Here is a 16,850-nt window from a genome sequence, read left to right as displayed (position 1 = left end):
AACGGAGTAACCGATGGGCGATATGCAAAATACAAGGATGGAATTTGATGCGATGAACGCCGCCCCCGTTATCAAACACATTGCGGTGCGCAGCATTATAACGAAATCAAATTTACCCGTAGCGGATTATTCCGTTAATCCATACACCGGATGTACACATGCATGCAAATATTGTTATGCATCTTTTATGCGAAGGGAGAATATTGATTTATGCTTTCAATATTAGGTGCAGTATTATTTGGAATTATAGCAATTATGACAGTTCTTGTGGCTTGCGGTTTGCCTTTGGGCGAATTTACAATGGGAGGACAACATAAAATCTTACCTAATAAATTGAGAGTTGCGGCAGTCATTTCAGTGGCTATCCAAATTTTTGCAATGATAATTATTTTGCAAGCCGGAGGTTTTATTTCCTTGCGGTTGTCTTTTAAGGTTACTAAATATATTTGTTTTTTCTTTGCCGCTTACCTATCTTTGAATACTATTATGAATATGATTTCAAAAAGTAAGAAAGAAAAATATGTTATGACTCCGCTTTCACTTATTGTTGGAATATGTTTTTGGATAACGGCATCTCATACCTGTATATGATGCTGCCGGTGTTTGTCTTTTGCGTCCATATTCATATCCTCCTATCTCTCATAAAATCTCGATTCAAAATAGTGGGAACTTCTAAAAACTTCGTTTTTTAGAGGTGCCCTTATCATCAGAAATTTGCTTGTCAGACCTTGGCGTTGGGGCATGGGACGCAGCTTCAATGGCAGCTATGCCGAATACGCCCTGCTGCCTGCTCACCACGTTTTTGCAATACAGTCCGATATGACATGGGCTGACATTGCCGCCGTCCCCGAAACCTATTTTACCGCATGGGGTTCTCTGTTCCAATGCCTGCGTTTACAAAAAGACGACACGCTGCTTGTCCGGGGCGGCACCTGCGCTCTCGGTTACGCTGCTATGCAGATTGCAAAAGCGATCGGCTGCCGCGTTGCTGCCACAACACATAGTGAAAGCAAACTGAACCTACTGAAAGGGGCTGGTGCCGATGAATGCATCTTAGATACCGGCAATTTATCTGAAACATATAATGCCCGCTTTACCAAAGCGCTGGAACTGGTTGGCTGCAAAACCTTACGTGATACGCTGTGGTGCATGGCGGCGGGCGGCATTGTGTGCAATACGGGCGTACTCGGCGGTGTGTTCGCACTTGAGCATTTCGCCCCCATCCAAGAAATTCCGAGCGGTGTGTATCTTACCGGCTTTCACAGCAATTTTCCTACGCAAGCCGACATCGATTCAATTTTCAGCTTTTTAACCGAGCATACCTTACAGCCGCTTATCGGTGCACACTTTGCGTTTCGCGATATTGCCCAAGCCTGCGCATATACGTGCAAATATACTTGATTTTTATAATAAACTGTTTTACACTTGGATAAAAAGAGGTGCGAATATGCCGCAGTTATCATTATATGTTACGCAAGAGCAGCTTCTCAAAATTGAAAACGAAGCTCATGCGGAAAATATGTCACTTTCAAAGTGGGTCGTAAGCAAAATCATGGAAAGAATAGAGCCTCATTATCCGGAGGGCTGGGCTGATCTGTTCGGCTCTGTTTCTGACCCGTCATTTACGAGACCTGATCAGCCAAAACTTGAAACGCGAGTGGCTTTTTAATGTATTTTATAGACTCAAATACGTGCATTTACTTTATGAATGGAAAGTTTCCATCTGTCCGCGAAAAATTCTTATCAGTTTCGCCAAAAGAGATAAAAATTTCTTCGGTGGTAAAAGGAGAACTTTTGCTTGGCGCTTTTAAAAGCCAGACAAGAGAAAAGACTATGGAGAAAGTGGAAAAATTTTTGAAGCCGTTTGAAATTGTGAATTTTACAGGTAAAATGGCTTACTTCTATGCAGAAATCCGAAAAGATTTGGAGCTTGCAGGTACACCGATAGGCGCAAATGATTTACTGATTGCTGCCACCGTTCTTCATGAAAAAGGGACTCTTATTACTCATAATGCGAATGAATTTTCAAGTGTAAACGGTTTGAAAATTGAAGATTGGGTAGTCGATTGAACATATTAGATATTTAACCCATCCTTGAACGATTCTCCGACACGCTCCAAAACGGAAGTTACCGGCTTTCACAGCAATTTTCCTACGCAAGCCGACATCGATTCAATTTTCAGCTTTTTAACCGAGCATACCTTACAGCCGCTTATCGGTGCACACTTTGCGTTCCGCGATATTGCCCAAGCCTGCGCAGCATGCGACGGCGGTAAGGTAAACGGGAAAATTGTTGTGGAGCTGTAAGGCGCGTGATGCATGAGAAAAGTCTTCTGATAGCTCCCTTGTTGCCTCAGAAACCTTTCGCTTGCTGTATATGGAGTACAAATCGAAATCAATCAATTCTTGCTGTGAATAATTCAATTCAATAGTATTCAACTTTAGGAAAAACAAAATTACTATTTCGTCTATTGACATTTATTATCCAAACTATTACTATTAGATATGTCTAATAGTAATGTTATAAACAGGGAAGATGAAGTATATGAAATATTTTTTGCTCGGTTTATTGATGTTAAAAGAAATGACGGTTTATCAATTAAAAGCGATGATAGCCGAAAACTTCACCGCTATGTGCAGCGATAGTATGGGGAGCATTCAAGCAGCTCTGAAAAACCTGCTGTCAAACGGACTTATTACGTGCTCTGCCGTAAAAGAAAAGAATGTGGAAAAAAAATATTACCGTATAAAAGAAAACGGCAGGAAGGAATTTTTACTGTGGCTGCAAAACCCGATGGATATGTCGCAAGGAAAAAATACCGAACTCGGGAAGCTTTTGTTTATGGGTGTCTTACCGAACGATAAACGTGTTGAACTCATTTCCGCTGTCATAAAAAATTTAGAAAGCGAACTTACATATCTAAAACAAATACTGGAAGTAAACAAGGATGTTGAAGCAAACAAAAAAGAATTGCTTGATTACTATGCCGATAATCCTGATTATGCCGCAGCGTTGTTGCGCGCGGGAAAAAGCAAAAATATCGCCCAAAGTTTTTCCGACATACATAAGTACGAAATGTTGACGGCACAACATGGGGCGGATTTAGTACAGTTTCATATTAAATGGTTCAAAGAATTGCAAAAGAAAATAAATGCAGGTTTATTTTAAGATAGGAGATGATCTAATGGAAAATACACGTACAATAAAAAGAAATCTTTTGATATTTATTGTCTTTATATCAGTAATAGGCTTTGTAGGATATTTTATTGACAGGATGACGGGACATGCCGATTATACGAATGCAGGTATGGGCGATACCGGTACGGCAGGAATGGGAATATGGCTTATCAGTCCCTTATTTTTAGTGATTATTTTACGGTCATTTTGCGGTGATACATGGAAGGAACACGGTTATCATCTGAACATAAAAAAACATCGAACAATGTATCTTGTCTCATTTTTGATATATCCGGTAGTAGCAACGTTGATAATATTGACCGGCTTACTCTTTAACGGTATAGGTCTCGGCAAGATGAATGGTGCTGTTTTATTGACTACTCTTGGCAGCCAAATAATCATTCAGTTTATTAAAAACTTTTTTGAAGAATCTTTATGGCGTGCGTATTTGACAAATCAGCTCTTAAAACTAAAACTGAAAGATTGCACACTCTATATTGTGAGCGGCATTATTTGGTGGATGTGGCATTTGCCGTATGTTTTGTACTTTCTTACTCAAAAAGAAATAAACGACTACATGGGATTCTCGGTAAGCAGACCCTTCTTTTTTGTTTGGGGATTTCTGGTTTGTCTGAGTTGGATTGTGATGTATGTTGAAATGTTTAGAATCACCAAAAGTGTATGGCCTGCGGTTATTATGCACACAATGGAAGATGCCTACATCAATCCTTTGTTGCTATCGGGTGCGGTAGTTATACACTCGCAAACAGCGCTCGTTTTCTCGTTATCTGCCGGAGTGCTATCTATGTTCATGTATCTTGGCATAGGATTTTGGCTGAGAAATATCCGCAGAGAAACAGAAAATCAAGAGACGCAGAGATAGATATGAATATAAAACTTGAAAAAGCAAGTATAATTTAATGTATTGTTTTACCGGTAAAAAGTTGTGCTTATGATCTGTAAACAACCAAACATGCTAAGGAGGTCTGTAGTTTCCCTCTCTCTTTTTCATATTTTTATGCTATACTATCTCCATGTATCTAAAACCTGAATTAATTTATATGAAAAAATGTATGCTTTTATCGGCAGCTATCTTGTATATCGGAACAATTGCCGCGGCACAAACAAATGCAATGCCGTCCGCCTTTAAAGTTGAGGAACAATGCTTTCAAAGGAACGGCATGAAAATATACGGAAAGCTTTTTATCCCCGATAGAACCTCTCAGATGCCCTTAGTCATCCTTTCGCACGGATTCGGCGGAAATCATGGAGGTGTTAAAGACTATGCAGCGGCTTTTGCGGAACAGGGGATTGCCGCATATATTTTCGATTTTATCGGCGGTGGCAATCATATCAAAAGCGCCGGGAAAATGACGGAAATGTCGGTGCTTACCGAGGCTGAAGATTTGACAGTCATTCTCGACAACTTAAAAGCCGACCCGCGTTTTAAGCGTGCGCAAATCTTTTTATTCGGAGAAAGCCAAGGCGGATTCGTTTCAACCTATGTCGCGGCAAAATGTCCCGCCGATGTTGCCGGTCTAGTTTTATTATATCCCGCATTTGTTCTGCAGGATGATGCTCGGCGGCGCACCCCCGATCCCGAACGGATTCCTGCTGAAATGAAGCTGCTGGGAAAAACCATCGGGCACATTTATAACAAGGATGCACTATCCTTTGATATTTATACGTTGATGCCGCAGTATTCCGGCAGAACGCTCATCATTCATGGAACAGACGACTCGATTGTACCGCTGTCGTATTCGGAGCGTGCGATTAAGACCTTCCCTAATGCCAAGCTCATAAAGCTTGACAGAGAAAAGCACGTTTTTTATGGAAACGCGAGGCGGAAAGCGGCGGACTATGCAGTGCAATTTGTGCAAAACATAATCGATGAGAAAAGTGCTATCTCGTTTTGCAGCAGCAGTTCTTTTTTCTCGATATGGAAAAAGGCTATGCCATATTCTTTACCGATTATACTGCAATCATGGTCATGTTTGCAGTTTTTGCTCATTACAGTGCAAAGTTAATGGGGCTCGCTTTCGGAGATAGGCATTCTTTTCTTAATCAGATAATATCTTTACTTCTTCTCTAACATGATATTTAATTAATCCATTTTCTAGTACCGGAGAATATTCATTTCCAATATTAGTTTCAATAATTGATATCTTTTTTTGTTCAACATTGTATTTTTTTAAAATAATTTGCGAGCTCAATATCTCCTTTTCATCTTCCGGAGATTGAGGATTGACCCAATTTGAATAAATTAAAATAGCTTTATTCGTGTCAAAACAATATTCATTGTAACCACAAATATCATCGGGAGCATCAAAATAGCACAGTTCTTTTTTATCGACATTATATTTTGCGATATATGAAATATGAGTAGGGGTTATAGACCAAAACCAATAATTTTTATTGCTATCATCCCATCCGAGATCATAAATTGTATCTGCATTCGGGTATCGGGATTGTGCTTCATCCCAAGAATATCTTAATACCAAATGTCCATTCTTATCTTTTATTTCTAAAATACTGGAACCTATTATAACTGCTGATAATGTAGTAGCAGCATACCTATTTTCTCGTATTATATTTGTATCGTTGTGAGCTATTGTTTTTGATTTATTACAAGAATTTAATAAGAACCAACAAGTCATTAATACGAAAATAAATGTTTTGCATTTTATCATGCTTCTACCTCACTCATCTTATTTCCCCATCTTTTTTTACGCTGACTTGTGTCTTTACCACCACAGGGAATGCACACGGCACGGTGACGCGCTCCCGCGTGGTGTTCAGAAAATCAAAGCGTACGGTTACTTCGCGCCCGCTGGTTTTATCAAACGTGTCGCTCTTTCTGTCATATTCACCGATAGCCGTATGCTCTACAACCAGAAGCTCTCGCTCCAGTGCGATTTTGTCGTTCGGCTCCTTGACATAGATGTTCCCGTAAGTCCAGTCCTCCGGCTTGTATGAGCCGCTGTCGTCAGTAAATGCCGCGAGCGAGGCGAACAGAAGTGCTATGATTAAAAGTGATTTTTTCATTTTATCTCCAAGCGGTTCAGTAAGCTATCCGTTGAATGGACATATTAGATTTCTTTTATAAATTGATTAGATTATATCATAGGAATGCTGCACTTTCAATTAAAACCCTCTCGTGCTGGTATCTATTTTATCGTATCAATCCGCGGTGAATAGACGGTTTATGTAAGATCGGTTAAAATATCGTGCATCATCATTGAGAAGTGAGGTGGTATGTGCTAAAATCAAAAACTGTTATCAGTATTTTTTGATAATCGTGCTTGCTGTAATCAAAGGAATCTAATACTTTTTATTTTGGTTAAATCGGTTATGTACTAGATTTGAGAAAATACAAACTACAATAATCTCAAAGAAAATTGGTAAAATGATTGTGGAGAAAAAATGAAAAAGAAGATTTTTGAGTTTATCAAAAAAGCGGATTTTGTGTTGGTGTTTGTTTTTGCTCTTTTGGGGATTATAGCTCTGACTGCGGCACTCATTAATGATTTGTTACCGTTTCATCGAACGCGGGCGCAGCAGATTGCAGTTGTCGAGGAGGCACACATAGAAATTAAAGAACATCTGGAATTTGAGAGAAAAATAAAAGATGTATATATTTTTAGCGTGAAAAGCTCGACGATTAAGGCGGATGAAGCATACGGTACGGAAAAATCCAAGTGGTCGGGAAATGGATTTTCGAATGTGTTGGGAAAAGGTTTTGGTGGAGATGGTATCACAAACCTTGTTTTTGTGAAAAATAACGGGCGGGAAGAATACAAGTTGTTTCCGGCAAATGTTTTTATCTATAAATATTGCTTAACAGAGGTTGAGAAAGATCAGCCGCCGAGATATCCTCAAGAGTGTAATGTGTATGCCGTCGTTAAAAACGATACAACGAATGATAAGATTTTGAATAGCGAGGATGATATTGCGCTTTATGTTTCCGATTACGACGGTACGCATGTGAAAGAGATTTCGTCTTCAATAATTACGTTTCGCTTTCTCGGCGGCGAAGAAATTCTGTATTCAGAATATGACGGAACGATACAATCGTATTTTGTTTACGATTGCAAGACGAATGTAAAAACATTGATAAAATCCGTAAAGCAAGAGATTATAGAAAAAGAAATTGCGCTGTATAAATAAGAGAAGGGTAGGCAAAATATGGATAAGATTTTTCAACAGGATTTAACCAAAGAAGAAAAGGTTGGCAGCATTTTTATTGTAAAGCTCTTATTCAAAGCGCCGGTAACAATGCCGGCTCGAGAGCAGATGGAAGCGGTGATGCAAAAGCGCTTGGGAGATGCCGAATGTTTTTCGTACGATTCCGACACTGCCGTAGCGCAGTTTGCCGCCACTCGATATCGGGCGGAATTTAAGGATGGGGCGTATCCGCCTATGCTGATGATTGCTCCCGCCGCCTTTGACGGAAGCACCATTGACGATTTTACCAAAAGCCAGATGTGGGACTGCGGAGAAGATAAAGATGCTATTTTGTCCGAATGCCGGTATGCACTCATCGGTACCGATATGCTGGCGGCGGCGCTTCCCGCATCAGAGCGTGCAGAACTCGATATGGATTTTACAGAGGCGCTGGTCGAGCTTTTCCCTGACTGTACTGCCGTTTATTTTGAAAATTCGGGGAAACTTTTTACCGCAGAAACTATTCGCAACCATACGCTTCCCCGTGAAAACCGTTTTATTCAATTCGCCGTGAATGTCCGCTTTTTTACTATTCAAGGCGGTGAAGATATGCTTGTCGATACGCTCGGTATGGGCTTGTTGTTCTTACCCGACTTACAATATCATTTTCACGGACTTGATCCGAATCTGATGGTAAATCATGCATACAACACCGCGTTGTATCTTTTAATAAATGATAACCCCATAGAAACCGGCGACACCATTGACGGCATACCGGACGATTCTGCACCGCCTGAACGATGGATATGCCGCTACGAAGAATCGCTTATCCAACCTGTGCGCGAAGTTCTCGATATAGATACCGGCGCCTATGCTGCGGGTAACAGACAGTACGAATAAGGAAGGTATATTATGGTTTTACAAATAAACACAGCAATTATTCACGGTTTTGTCTGGTCGGTAGTGTGGATGATAATAGTATCGGTTTCAGTTCGCAAATTCCCATGGACGATAGCGCATGACTATCCGAAAGACGTAGTACAATGTGCCAATATACCGCAACCGGATAAAAAGCAAAAACTGCAGAGCATTGTCTTTTTTGTTTGCAGTTTTTTAGTAATTATCGGTACGGCTGTTTTGTCGGTGCTTTATACCTATGGTGCCAAAAGTGTCTCGTTCATTACAGTCTTTTTCCATCTGTGGATTATGTCGATGACGTGGAATGTAGTTGATTTAATCATTGTAGACTGGTTCATGATATGTGTACTCACTTCAAAACTATTTATTTTTCCGGGAACCGAAAACTGCGTAGGCAATAAAGATTATCTATTCCATTTTATCGGATTTCTAAAAGGGATTGTTGCAATGACGCTTACAGCTTTTATAGTATCCGGTACACTTTTTGCCATTATGCGGTTAATGCGATAATATAATATATTGTGAAAAGAGCTGATTTACTTATGATCGAAATCAAAAGGGCAAGTGATTGTGTCAACGATATTAGGAATATCAAGAAGTTATTCTGGAAACAACGGATACTAATATCCCTGCAATTACGGCATATAAAAGAATAGGTTTTAAGGAGTATGATCGACTAAAACAAAAATATGCCAAACAAAGCGGAATAAATTATTTTATATATTTGAAGTACACAAAATCTACAAATGATATAGGTGCAATATAATAAAACGCAAAGAGCAACTATTGTGATTCATGCGGAGGGGCGTTAAACTTTCTGTACGAATAAAGAAGTCGAATATGAATGAAAAAGAAATAATTACATTTTTAAAAATGAATATCGAACCGATAGTGGATGATATATATGGATGTATATATCGAGCGTCTGTAGTTTTAAGAGACGATGTGATTATTCCATGCGTAAAATTTTCATGTGCGGATACATATATAGATTTAGCGATAAGAAGATTCGAAGAAGAAAAAGAAAATAAAATTTTTCTCAATAATGAGGAGAATCCTTACAGGCAAATCGTAAGTCATTTTTGTATAGAACATAACATCATAGACTCTAAAAAAATAGTAAGAATAGAGAGAAGCCGGTATTCTTTTCCGATAGAAATATTAAAGCAAATAAGAGGCGAAACGTTAATGAGCTGGACGGGATTTGTTGTGAAAATGCGTGACGGAAATTATTTTAATTTCGGCACAGCCTTCTCATTCTCTTTTTTTGATCTTCCCGAAAATTATAATTTTTCCGATATTACCGAAGTGATAAATCACAGCTACATAGATAGTAGCGGCAAAATACAAAATTACCGAAAGGCCGGATTAAAAAATTTTTCGGGTACAAAAATCTATAGGGAAAAAGATTATTTCAATTGTTACTTAAAGGGACTTTAAATATATAAAGTATAGCTGAATCCGAAAAGGCAATCCTTGCACTTTCCCCGTGCCCGATAAAGAACGGTGTTGTTGTTTTTGCTTTAATACCCTTTGTTACGACGAGAGCCTTGCTGAAAAAGTAAAAGAGTATGCAATAATTCAAACGTTCTTCTCTGTCGATTATGCCTTATGTTTGTTGCAGTGCATCCAACCAAGCTAAATAGTCCCTTGCGCTCTGCTCTACCTCTTTCTGTGCAGCTTCGCTATATCCTGCGTTGCTGTCTATCGTGTGGAAGATGAACGGCGGGCGGTAGTCTGCATTGCAGTATTTCGCTGTCAGTTCAAACGGACGCAGTACTTCGGCAACGCTGCACCCGACAGCACCGTCTGCGCGGTAGTCTATGGCCGGCGCACCGAGCGAGACGGCAAGTGCAATTTTTCTGCCCGTAAGTGCTTTGCTTTTCGAGCCATAAGCCCAGCCATGAGTCAGCACTTCATCGAACCACTGTTTCAGTAATGGCGGACAATTAAACCAGTATACGGGAAATTGCCACACCATTGCATCGTGAGTTTCTATCAATTTTTGTTCAGCCGCTACATCAAGTTTACCTTGAGGATAGGCAGTGTATAGTTCGTGAACAGTAAAGCGATCGGTATGGTGCCGCACTCTAGCCGCCCAGTGTTTATGAACGATAGATTGAGAAATAGTAGGGTGAGCAAGAATAATCAGAGTTTTAGGCATAACAATATCCTTTAATGAGTTGTGTCGAGAGCATACCATCAAAGATAAAAATGTTCTATACTGATGATAGAAAACTGAAAACTGTGCGGCTATTAGACAGGTAGTAAAATGAAAATCTTAATCTACGGTGCAGGTGTAATCGGCAGTTTGTATGCCGCTGCGTTTGCTGAAGCAGGATATAACACCACGGTGTACGCACGAGGGGAAAGGCTTAAAGCACTGCAAACCCTCGGTCTACAGTATGAGAAAAAGGGCAACATCCACAGAGCAAATGTTACCGTTATCGGTACATTGGAAAAAGATGACTGGTATGATTTTATTTTTCTAACGGTAAAGGAAAATCAAGTACATACGGCGTTACAAGAGTTGAAGCACAATATCAGTCCGAATATTGTTACAATGGTCAACACGCTTGAACCGTACGGTAATTGGGAACGTATTTGCGGAACAGGACGTATTATACCGGCATTTCCGGGTGCAGGCGGCAGTTATGAAAAGGGCATCCTTAACGCGGACTTTACGCCGCGTATTATTCAACTTACGACCTTTGCCGAAATCAATGGAAATAAATCCGAACGTTTGAAAAAATTAGCCGCTCTTTTTACCGCATCGAACATACCGCACGGGATTGTAAAAGATATGCACTGCTGGCAACTCTGTCATCTGGCGCTGGTTGTTCCGATTGCCGATGCGTATTACAAAGCAAAAAATCCGGAAACGGTTTGGAAAGAATCGAGCATTATGAATGAAACCGTACGGCAAATCAAAAAGAATGTTACTATGCTGTACCATTCCGACGTAAAACTTTCACCGCCGAAGATGCATTTGTTAAGGCGTTTGCCCATTCGGATATTACAGCACATTTTTACACTCATTTTCAAAAGCCATTTCGGATATATGTTTATGTACCGGCATTCGATGAAAGCTCCCGATGAAATGAATCGGTTGCATGTACAATTTTATCGGTATCTTTCTGCGCGATAATGTTATACACTGCATCATGGATAACCGAGTTGGTGATTAATAAATCATCGATTTCTTGTCGCGGCTTATTCGATAGATTGGTTACCTTACCGCCCGCTTCGCTGACAATCAACTTACCGGCACAGGAACTTAAGCCCATTGACGGCTTGACGTTGATCATCGCTTCGCTTTTGCCAGTGGCAAGCCAGATAAGCTCATAGACCGTACAAACAATTATCCGTATGCCGCGTACATGCGGCTGTAATTTTTGTATAAGGTCGAGCACTTTTCCGCTGTATTCGGCATTATAACTCGATGTTAAACAAATACTGACAATCGATTCGTCAAGCCGCGAACGCTGCGACACCTGCAGTTTCACAGTGCCGCAGTACGCTCCCTCGCCTTTGATTGCGTAATAAATAGCGTTATTCGGCCAATCGAATATGATACCGAAAATCGTTTCTTTATTTTTCCGCAAGGCGAGCGTTGTGCCGAACATTGGAATACCGGCAGCAAAATTCACCGTACCGTCAATCGGATCGATAAGCCATTCGTACGGACTTTCCCCGCGGTTTTCGCCGTATTCTTCTCCGATAAACGTATGATCGGGAAAGCGCTGCCGGATGCCTTCTACAATTGCTTGTTCCATAAACCGGTCGGTAAACGTGGCAATATCGTTCAATTCTTTTTTTTCAATTCCCTGAACACTATACCGTGATGCTTCCCGATAGGCTCCCGTTACCAGCGGAACTAAATAATCGTAGAGTTGATGTAATGTTTCTGACGTCATGCTACTATCCATTAAACTGCAAGTGTGAACTTCTAAAAACTAACCTTGAGTTTTAGAGATGCCCAAGTGTCCCATTGCAATATTTGCTTCGGTTTCTTTATCGAAGAGGATGATGGAGTTACCGGAAAAATCGAATGAGACTTTTTTATCAATGTCATAATCGACACTGCCGAACACAACGGAAGTAAGAATGGTGCCGTGTGAATTGATTTTAACGGTTGTTTCCATGCCCGCAGGTAAGGTTGAAAAGACGGTTCCCTCTGCACTTCCATGTTCGCTTATCTGTACATATTCAGGGCGGATGCCGAGAATAACACTTTTTTCTTCAAACGGGAGTGGGGTATCGCTGACAAATTCCGCCTGCAATCCGCAAAATTGAATGGTACCCTTACGGTATTCCGCCTCGATAAAATTCATAGTAGGATTACCGATAAAGTCGCCGACAAATACACATGACGGCTTATTGTACATCTCAAGCGGAGCGGCGTATTGCTTTAACAGTCCCTTTTCCATAATGCAGACCTTCGTAGAAAGCGTCATTGCTTCCAACTGATCATGCGTAACATACACAAATGTGGAATCGGTGGTACTGTGCAGCCGTTTCAGTTCGACTCGTATTTCCGTCCTCAGCTTTGCATCAAGGTTGGACAGCGGCTCATCCATAAATAAAATTTTGGGGTTGGGAGCAAGCGTGCGCGCAATAGCAACCCGCTGCTGTTGTCCGCCTGAAAGCTCACTCGGATATCTTTTTTCAAATTGCTCGATTTTCAGCAAGGCAAGCAGCTCCGCCACCCGTTCTCTGATGCGCCGGCTATCCCACTTTAAGTTTTGCAAGCCGAATGCAATATTTTGATACACCGTCATGTGCGGCCACAACGCATAGTTTTGAAACAAAAAGCCGACATTCCGTTTTGACGGCGGCACATTGATTCCTTTCTCCGAATCGAAGACGGGCGTGCCGTCGATAATAATCTTTCCCGATGTAGGCGTTTCCAGTCCCGCAATCATCCGGAGCGTTGTCGTTTTTCCGCAGCCGGAAGGACCAAGCAGCGTTACAAATGCACGGTCATCTATTGTCATATTGAGGTTATCAACGCCGACAAATTTTCCCCATTGCTTTGTCACCTGTTCCAATATAATCTCAGACATCTTATTTTCCTCCTACGCCTTTCGTAACGCTTGCGCCTGTCAATTTATTCACCACCCAGTTGATAAGCAGCACGATAATGACAATCAATAAGTTTAACGCATTGCCGTACTGAGAATATCCTTTTTCGTTGTAATACATCAGTAGGGTCGTTGTAATGAAATTACTATCCACAATCAAAAGCACGAACAACGATAGTTCGCGCATACACGAGATAAACGGCAAAAGATATCCCGACAAGAAACTCGGCTTTTGAATCGGAAAGATAATTTTCAGCATCCGTTTCCACCACGGCGTATTGGTTAAAATTGCAGCTTCTTCTATTTCGCCTGACAGCTGCAGCATCGCGCCTGTAGCGGACTTTGTTGCAAAAGGCATATATTTAATAGCGCCGACCAACACGAGCAGAAAAAACGATCCGTATAAAAACGACCAGTTAACCGACAGCGCAAGGTACGCCATACCGAACGCCATCGAAGGAATAAGATATGGAATAAACGCGAGTGTGCTCACGATTTTTGATAGCTTGGAATGCCGTTTGTTTACAACCGCATAGCCGACCAACAGTCCGCACGTGCCGGCAATCAGTGCGCAGGCAAGTGAGAGCAGTAAGCTATGCCCCAGCGCACTCCATACATGTGCATTGACCAGAATACCGCCTTCCCAGTTATAGTATTGCGCTTGCAGAGCTTGAGAATTGGGGTCTCCGATCCAGAAATTAAACGACATATTGCCGAGTGTATAATTACCGGCGCTTTTCAGTACCGATTCCAGTGCAAAGGTGATCATCGGCAGAATGGAGATAGCGAAGACGATAAGAAGACCTGCTGCTGCAAGCGGACGCCGCGCTGCTTTCAAATTGATGAATGATACTTGCGAACTCTTGCCGGTTACTGTTGTGTATGACTTCCGTTTTCCGGTAAATAGGTTGTTGATGCCCAGTACGAATAGCCCTAATACTACCAGCACGATACCGACTGCATAGCCTTGCGCCGGATATGCCTGATTAAAATAGGTCATCGAGGTGGTTAACGTCATAAAGCCGATAGGAGTACCGAGAAAAACGGGTACGGCATACGCGCTTACGGAACTGGCGAACACCAGCAAAAACGTATTCATCATCGCGGGAGCTACAATCGGTAAGGTAATCTTTGTAAGGATTCTCCAGCGCGGCGTTTTTAGAATGGTTGCCGCTTCTTCAAGATTGGCATCCATGTTTTTCAGAATACCGCCGATCAGAATATAGGCAAACGGCGCATAGTGAATACCGAGTGTCATTCCGATAGGGAACCGTCCGTAAACAAACCACTCCGGTGCATAGATATGGAACAACGAAGCGATAATGCCGTTTGCACTGCATCCATGTACTGTTACGTTAGCAAATATATTGTGCCAAAAAAGCGCAATCGTCCACGACGGCATAATGTACGGAAATAAAAGCAGCGCCGATATCGGTTTTTTCAGCGGGATGTTCGTCCGGTTGATAAACCATGCAAATACTCCGCCGATAACAATGGCAACAGCGGAAGCAATCAACGCCATGGAGATTGAGTTAAACAGCGGAACGTAAAAGTAATTTTTACTGTAGTTATACTCCGACGTGAGTAAAAGCGATTTCCATCCGCTGAGCGATATGCTTCCCGCCGGCTCTCCATGAAACAGCGCCTCCCGTAAATGTACGGTAAAACTTTCGATAATCATCGAAATGAGCGGGAAGATAGTCGTTACACCGAGTAAAATGAGCGCAACGGTAAGAATGATATTTGAGGGCTGTGCGAAAAACGCTTTTAATTTGTTGCCGGCCCTCTTCCCGGTAAGTGTCATAGGTTTCATATATTATACAAGATACAAACCGGATCAATTATACCCTTCAAGAAGTTTGACAATCGATGCCCAATCGGATTTTATATCGGCATAATTTTCCAGTACAAATCCGTCGAGTAACGAATCTATATCCTGCTGTACCGTGTTATTTGTAGAATACACCCCATTCCCTTCCTGATAGTTCGCAATGCCTTCTGCCGTTGACAGATAGTTAATAAAGAGCATCGCCGTATACGGACGGTCGGTTGTTTTTGCAATCTGCGTATAAAATTTATACGCATAACCGTTAAAGCCTTTCATTTTATTGAAAAATTTTACTTTGTTGTATGTTCCTTCTGCACCGGTTGAATACTTTGTTACCGGAGAAAATCCGATAACGGGCTTTTCCGCATCGACAACAATCTTGGATGCTATCTTACCTTCGCTTTCGTAATCGGTTGCTTTTTTCAAAAAACCGTCTATAAATAAATAGCCAGCATTCTTAAAGCCTCCGGCAGCAACAGCGGAATCACATGTTCCTGCGCCGTATTTTTCGTCATAGGCAGCAGACAATTTTTGCGCCCATGCATCGGATGTCAACGCGGCCATAAACAGCTGGTTAATCGGCTCTCCCGCTTTTCGGTAATAGACTGCCGATGAGGTGTCGATTAAATCCCACACATTGGTAATCTGTTCATCGAACTTTTTATCCATTGCAAATTCTTTAAAATAGTACATAAACGCGTACATATCGCTCTTCGCTGCACCGGGTACAACGGGATTATAATTGATAAGATTTCCAGCGCCTAATTCAACACTCAAAGAAGCTCCGTTCTGGGTAACGACTGCATCAATTTCTGCCGAACCGCCGTCAATCAGCTTTTCAATAGCAGAATAGAAATCTTTTTCACTCTGCTTTACGCCGGAACCGGTTCCTTGCAGTCCGTATTTAGCAAAGAACGCCTTGACCGTTTTATCGGTTTTTGATGATGTGGAGTACACGGTAAAATCACCGGTTTCCGCCTTTGCACGCTCGATTAACTGTTCAATGCTTGTGTCTTTCGCATTATTGATAACGCTCAGCACATCGTCCGCTTTTTTTTGCTGTCCGCATCCGGCAATAAGCCCGATTAGTAACAAACAAACTGCTACAATTCCAAATTTTTTCATGTTAGAAAACTCCTTTTTCGTTCCTACAAATTTTTGAAAAAATAAGCGGGCACCTTGAAAGATTCAAAACGGTTTTTCAAGAGCCCGGATGGGGTTAATTATACCGCTGCTTTCAAAAACTTGTCAACGAGAAATATAAAATACGCTGGACAAAGAAGAAAGATGGTTCTATCCAGTATTCTTACCGTTGCGGCGGGTATGCAAGCAGGGTTAATTCTTGTACTTCCCATACAATTAGTGCTGATACTGTTGAAGCCTTGATATTATCGGCAGTTAAACGCTTTTCAAAATTCGTTCTAAATGACGAAAAAGCCTTTGCTTTGGAACTGCAATCCCTTTGGAAAGACAAGCAAGAGGAAAAGCCGAAGTACAATCAATCGGAGTTCTGTCTAATTGCTGGCAGTTTTCTTTTTCGGCAAGTATTCAAGAAGTCATTAAGTTGAGAGTATAGTCGAAGGGGCGGAAAAGTTTACAAAGAAGTGGTATAATACTTTTGATTAAGAACGACAAATCGGAATTTACCTCTATTTAGACATACAAACTGTTGACAATA

Annotated in this window: 21 protein-coding genes and 1 pseudogene; 15 read left to right on the top strand and 7 right to left on the bottom strand. The window is 41.3% G+C overall.

Going from position 1 to position 16,850, the window contains the following annotated elements; all coding sequences use genetic code 11:
- Positions 1-52: 52 nt before the first annotated feature.
- From E4N65_RS09240 to E4N65_RS09200, 9 genes and pseudogenes are all read left to right on the top strand, one after another.
- Positions 53-196: pseudogene (locus E4N65_RS09240) on the top strand (radical SAM protein); the annotation flags it as partial.
- A gap of 14 nt (positions 197-210) precedes the next feature.
- Positions 211-591: a hypothetical protein gene (locus E4N65_RS09235; RefSeq protein ID WP_253672927.1), complete on the top strand. Its 381-nt coding sequence runs from the start codon at positions 211-213 to the stop codon at positions 589-591.
- 150 nt (positions 592-741) lie between these two features.
- Positions 742-1,401, top strand: coding sequence for a zinc-binding dehydrogenase (locus tag E4N65_RS09230; protein ID WP_253672926.1), 660 nt, complete (start codon positions 742-744; stop codon positions 1,399-1,401).
- Between the two features lie 46 nt (positions 1,402-1,447).
- On the top strand, positions 1,448-1,669 hold the full coding sequence (locus E4N65_RS09225; RefSeq protein WP_253672925.1) for a hypothetical protein: 222 nt from the start codon (positions 1,448-1,450) through the stop codon (positions 1,667-1,669).
- A gap of 35 nt (positions 1,670-1,704) precedes the next feature.
- Positions 1,705-2,070 (top strand): type II toxin-antitoxin system VapC family toxin, encoded by a 366-nt coding sequence (locus E4N65_RS09220; protein WP_253672924.1) that lies wholly within the window; start codon positions 1,705-1,707, stop codon positions 2,068-2,070.
- Between the two features lie 24 nt (positions 2,071-2,094).
- Positions 2,095-2,307, top strand: a complete 213-nt coding sequence (locus tag E4N65_RS09215) for a zinc-binding dehydrogenase (protein WP_253672923.1) — start codon at positions 2,095-2,097, stop codon at positions 2,305-2,307.
- Positions 2,308-2,545: 238 nt separating this feature from the next.
- Positions 2,546-3,169 (top strand): PadR family transcriptional regulator, encoded by a 624-nt coding sequence (locus tag E4N65_RS09210; protein WP_044017182.1) that lies wholly within the window; start codon positions 2,546-2,548, stop codon positions 3,167-3,169.
- Between the two features lie 16 nt (positions 3,170-3,185).
- Positions 3,186-4,061 (top strand): CPBP family intramembrane glutamic endopeptidase, encoded by an 876-nt coding sequence (locus tag E4N65_RS09205; RefSeq protein ID WP_044015179.1) that lies wholly within the window; start codon positions 3,186-3,188, stop codon positions 4,059-4,061.
- Between the two features lie 178 nt (positions 4,062-4,239).
- Positions 4,240-5,205: an alpha/beta hydrolase gene (locus tag E4N65_RS09200; protein ID WP_081984425.1), complete on the top strand. Its 966-nt coding sequence runs from the start codon at positions 4,240-4,242 to the stop codon at positions 5,203-5,205.
- 33 nt (positions 5,206-5,238) lie between these two features.
- On the opposite strand, the gene E4N65_RS09195 is transcribed toward E4N65_RS09200, so the two are convergent.
- Together E4N65_RS09195 and E4N65_RS09190 are read right to left on the bottom strand one after the other, a co-directional pair.
- Positions 5,239-5,868 carry a hypothetical protein gene (locus E4N65_RS09195; protein ID WP_044015180.1) on the bottom strand — a complete coding sequence of 210 codons (630 nt, stop codon included), beginning with the start codon at positions 5,866-5,868 and terminating at the stop codon, positions 5,239-5,241.
- A 13-nt stretch (positions 5,869-5,881) separates the two neighbouring features.
- A complete protein-coding gene (locus E4N65_RS09190; RefSeq protein WP_044015182.1) occupies positions 5,882-6,223 on the bottom strand; it encodes a hypothetical protein in 342 nt (113 codons plus the stop codon).
- A 378-nt stretch (positions 6,224-6,601) separates the two neighbouring features.
- On the opposite strand from E4N65_RS09190, the gene E4N65_RS09185 reads away from it, so the two are divergent.
- The 4 genes from E4N65_RS09185 to E4N65_RS09170 all read left to right on the top strand — a co-directional run bounded on the left by E4N65_RS09185 (position 6,602) and on the right by E4N65_RS09170 (position 9,700).
- Positions 6,602-7,345 (top strand): hypothetical protein, encoded by a 744-nt coding sequence (locus E4N65_RS09185; RefSeq protein WP_044015184.1) that lies wholly within the window; start codon positions 6,602-6,604, stop codon positions 7,343-7,345.
- An 18-nt stretch (positions 7,346-7,363) separates the two neighbouring features.
- Entirely contained in the window at positions 7,364-8,242 is an 879-nt protein-coding gene (locus E4N65_RS09180; RefSeq protein ID WP_044015187.1) for a DUF4261 domain-containing protein, read from the top strand.
- A gap of 12 nt (positions 8,243-8,254) precedes the next feature.
- A complete protein-coding gene (locus E4N65_RS09175) occupies positions 8,255-8,770 on the top strand; it encodes a hypothetical protein (protein ID WP_044015189.1) in 516 nt (171 codons plus the stop codon).
- Positions 8,771-9,100: 330 nt separating this feature from the next.
- Positions 9,101-9,700 carry a hypothetical protein gene (locus E4N65_RS09170; protein ID WP_044015191.1) on the top strand — a complete coding sequence of 200 codons (600 nt, stop codon included), beginning with the start codon at positions 9,101-9,103 and terminating at the stop codon, positions 9,698-9,700.
- Between the two features lie 169 nt (positions 9,701-9,869).
- Here E4N65_RS09170 and E4N65_RS09165 read toward each other — a convergent pair whose 3' ends face one another.
- Positions 9,870-10,424 (bottom strand): NAD(P)H-dependent oxidoreductase, encoded by a 555-nt coding sequence (locus tag E4N65_RS09165; RefSeq protein WP_253672922.1) that lies wholly within the window; start codon positions 10,422-10,424, stop codon positions 9,870-9,872.
- A 108-nt stretch (positions 10,425-10,532) separates the two neighbouring features.
- Between E4N65_RS09165 and E4N65_RS09160 the strand changes: the two genes are divergently transcribed.
- Positions 10,533-11,408: a ketopantoate reductase family protein gene (locus E4N65_RS09160; protein ID WP_044015195.1), complete on the top strand. Its 876-nt coding sequence runs from the start codon at positions 10,533-10,535 to the stop codon at positions 11,406-11,408.
- Here the strand turns inward: E4N65_RS09160 and E4N65_RS09155 are convergent.
- The 4 genes from E4N65_RS09155 to E4N65_RS09140 are packed head-to-tail and all read right to left on the bottom strand — an operon-like array spanning position 11,326 to position 16,297.
- The gene (locus tag E4N65_RS09155; protein ID WP_044015197.1) at positions 11,326-12,177 is read right to left on the bottom strand and encodes an inositol monophosphatase family protein; all 852 of its coding nucleotides are present in this window, start codon (positions 12,175-12,177) and stop codon (positions 11,326-11,328) included. The two genes, E4N65_RS09160 and E4N65_RS09155, sit on opposite strands and share 83 nt — an antisense overlap.
- A 39-nt stretch (positions 12,178-12,216) precedes the next feature.
- On the bottom strand, positions 12,217-13,326 hold the full coding sequence (locus E4N65_RS09150) for an ABC transporter ATP-binding protein (RefSeq protein ID WP_044015199.1): 1,110 nt from the start codon (positions 13,324-13,326) through the stop codon (positions 12,217-12,219).
- Position 13,327: 1 nt separating this feature from the next.
- Entirely contained in the window at positions 13,328-15,157 is a 1,830-nt protein-coding gene (locus E4N65_RS09145; protein ID WP_253672921.1) for an ABC transporter permease, read from the bottom strand.
- Between the two features lie 24 nt (positions 15,158-15,181).
- Positions 15,182-16,297, bottom strand: a complete 1,116-nt coding sequence (locus E4N65_RS09140) for a hypothetical protein (protein ID WP_044015202.1) — start codon at positions 16,295-16,297, stop codon at positions 15,182-15,184.
- Positions 16,298-16,437: 140 nt separating this feature from the next.
- On the opposite strand from E4N65_RS09140, the gene E4N65_RS12250 reads away from it, so the two are divergent.
- Positions 16,438-16,740, top strand: a complete 303-nt coding sequence (locus tag E4N65_RS12250; RefSeq protein WP_200877784.1) for a recombinase zinc ribbon domain-containing protein — start codon at positions 16,438-16,440, stop codon at positions 16,738-16,740.
- The last annotated feature ends 110 nt before the right edge of the window (positions 16,741-16,850 follow it).

The organism is Treponema sp. OMZ 855, assembly GCF_024181145.1.
Taxonomy (GTDB): domain Bacteria; phylum Spirochaetota; class Spirochaetia; order Treponematales; family Treponemataceae; genus Treponema.
The sequence above is the reverse complement of the archived record's forward strand: the minus strand, read 5'-3'. Positions and strand labels throughout refer to the sequence as shown.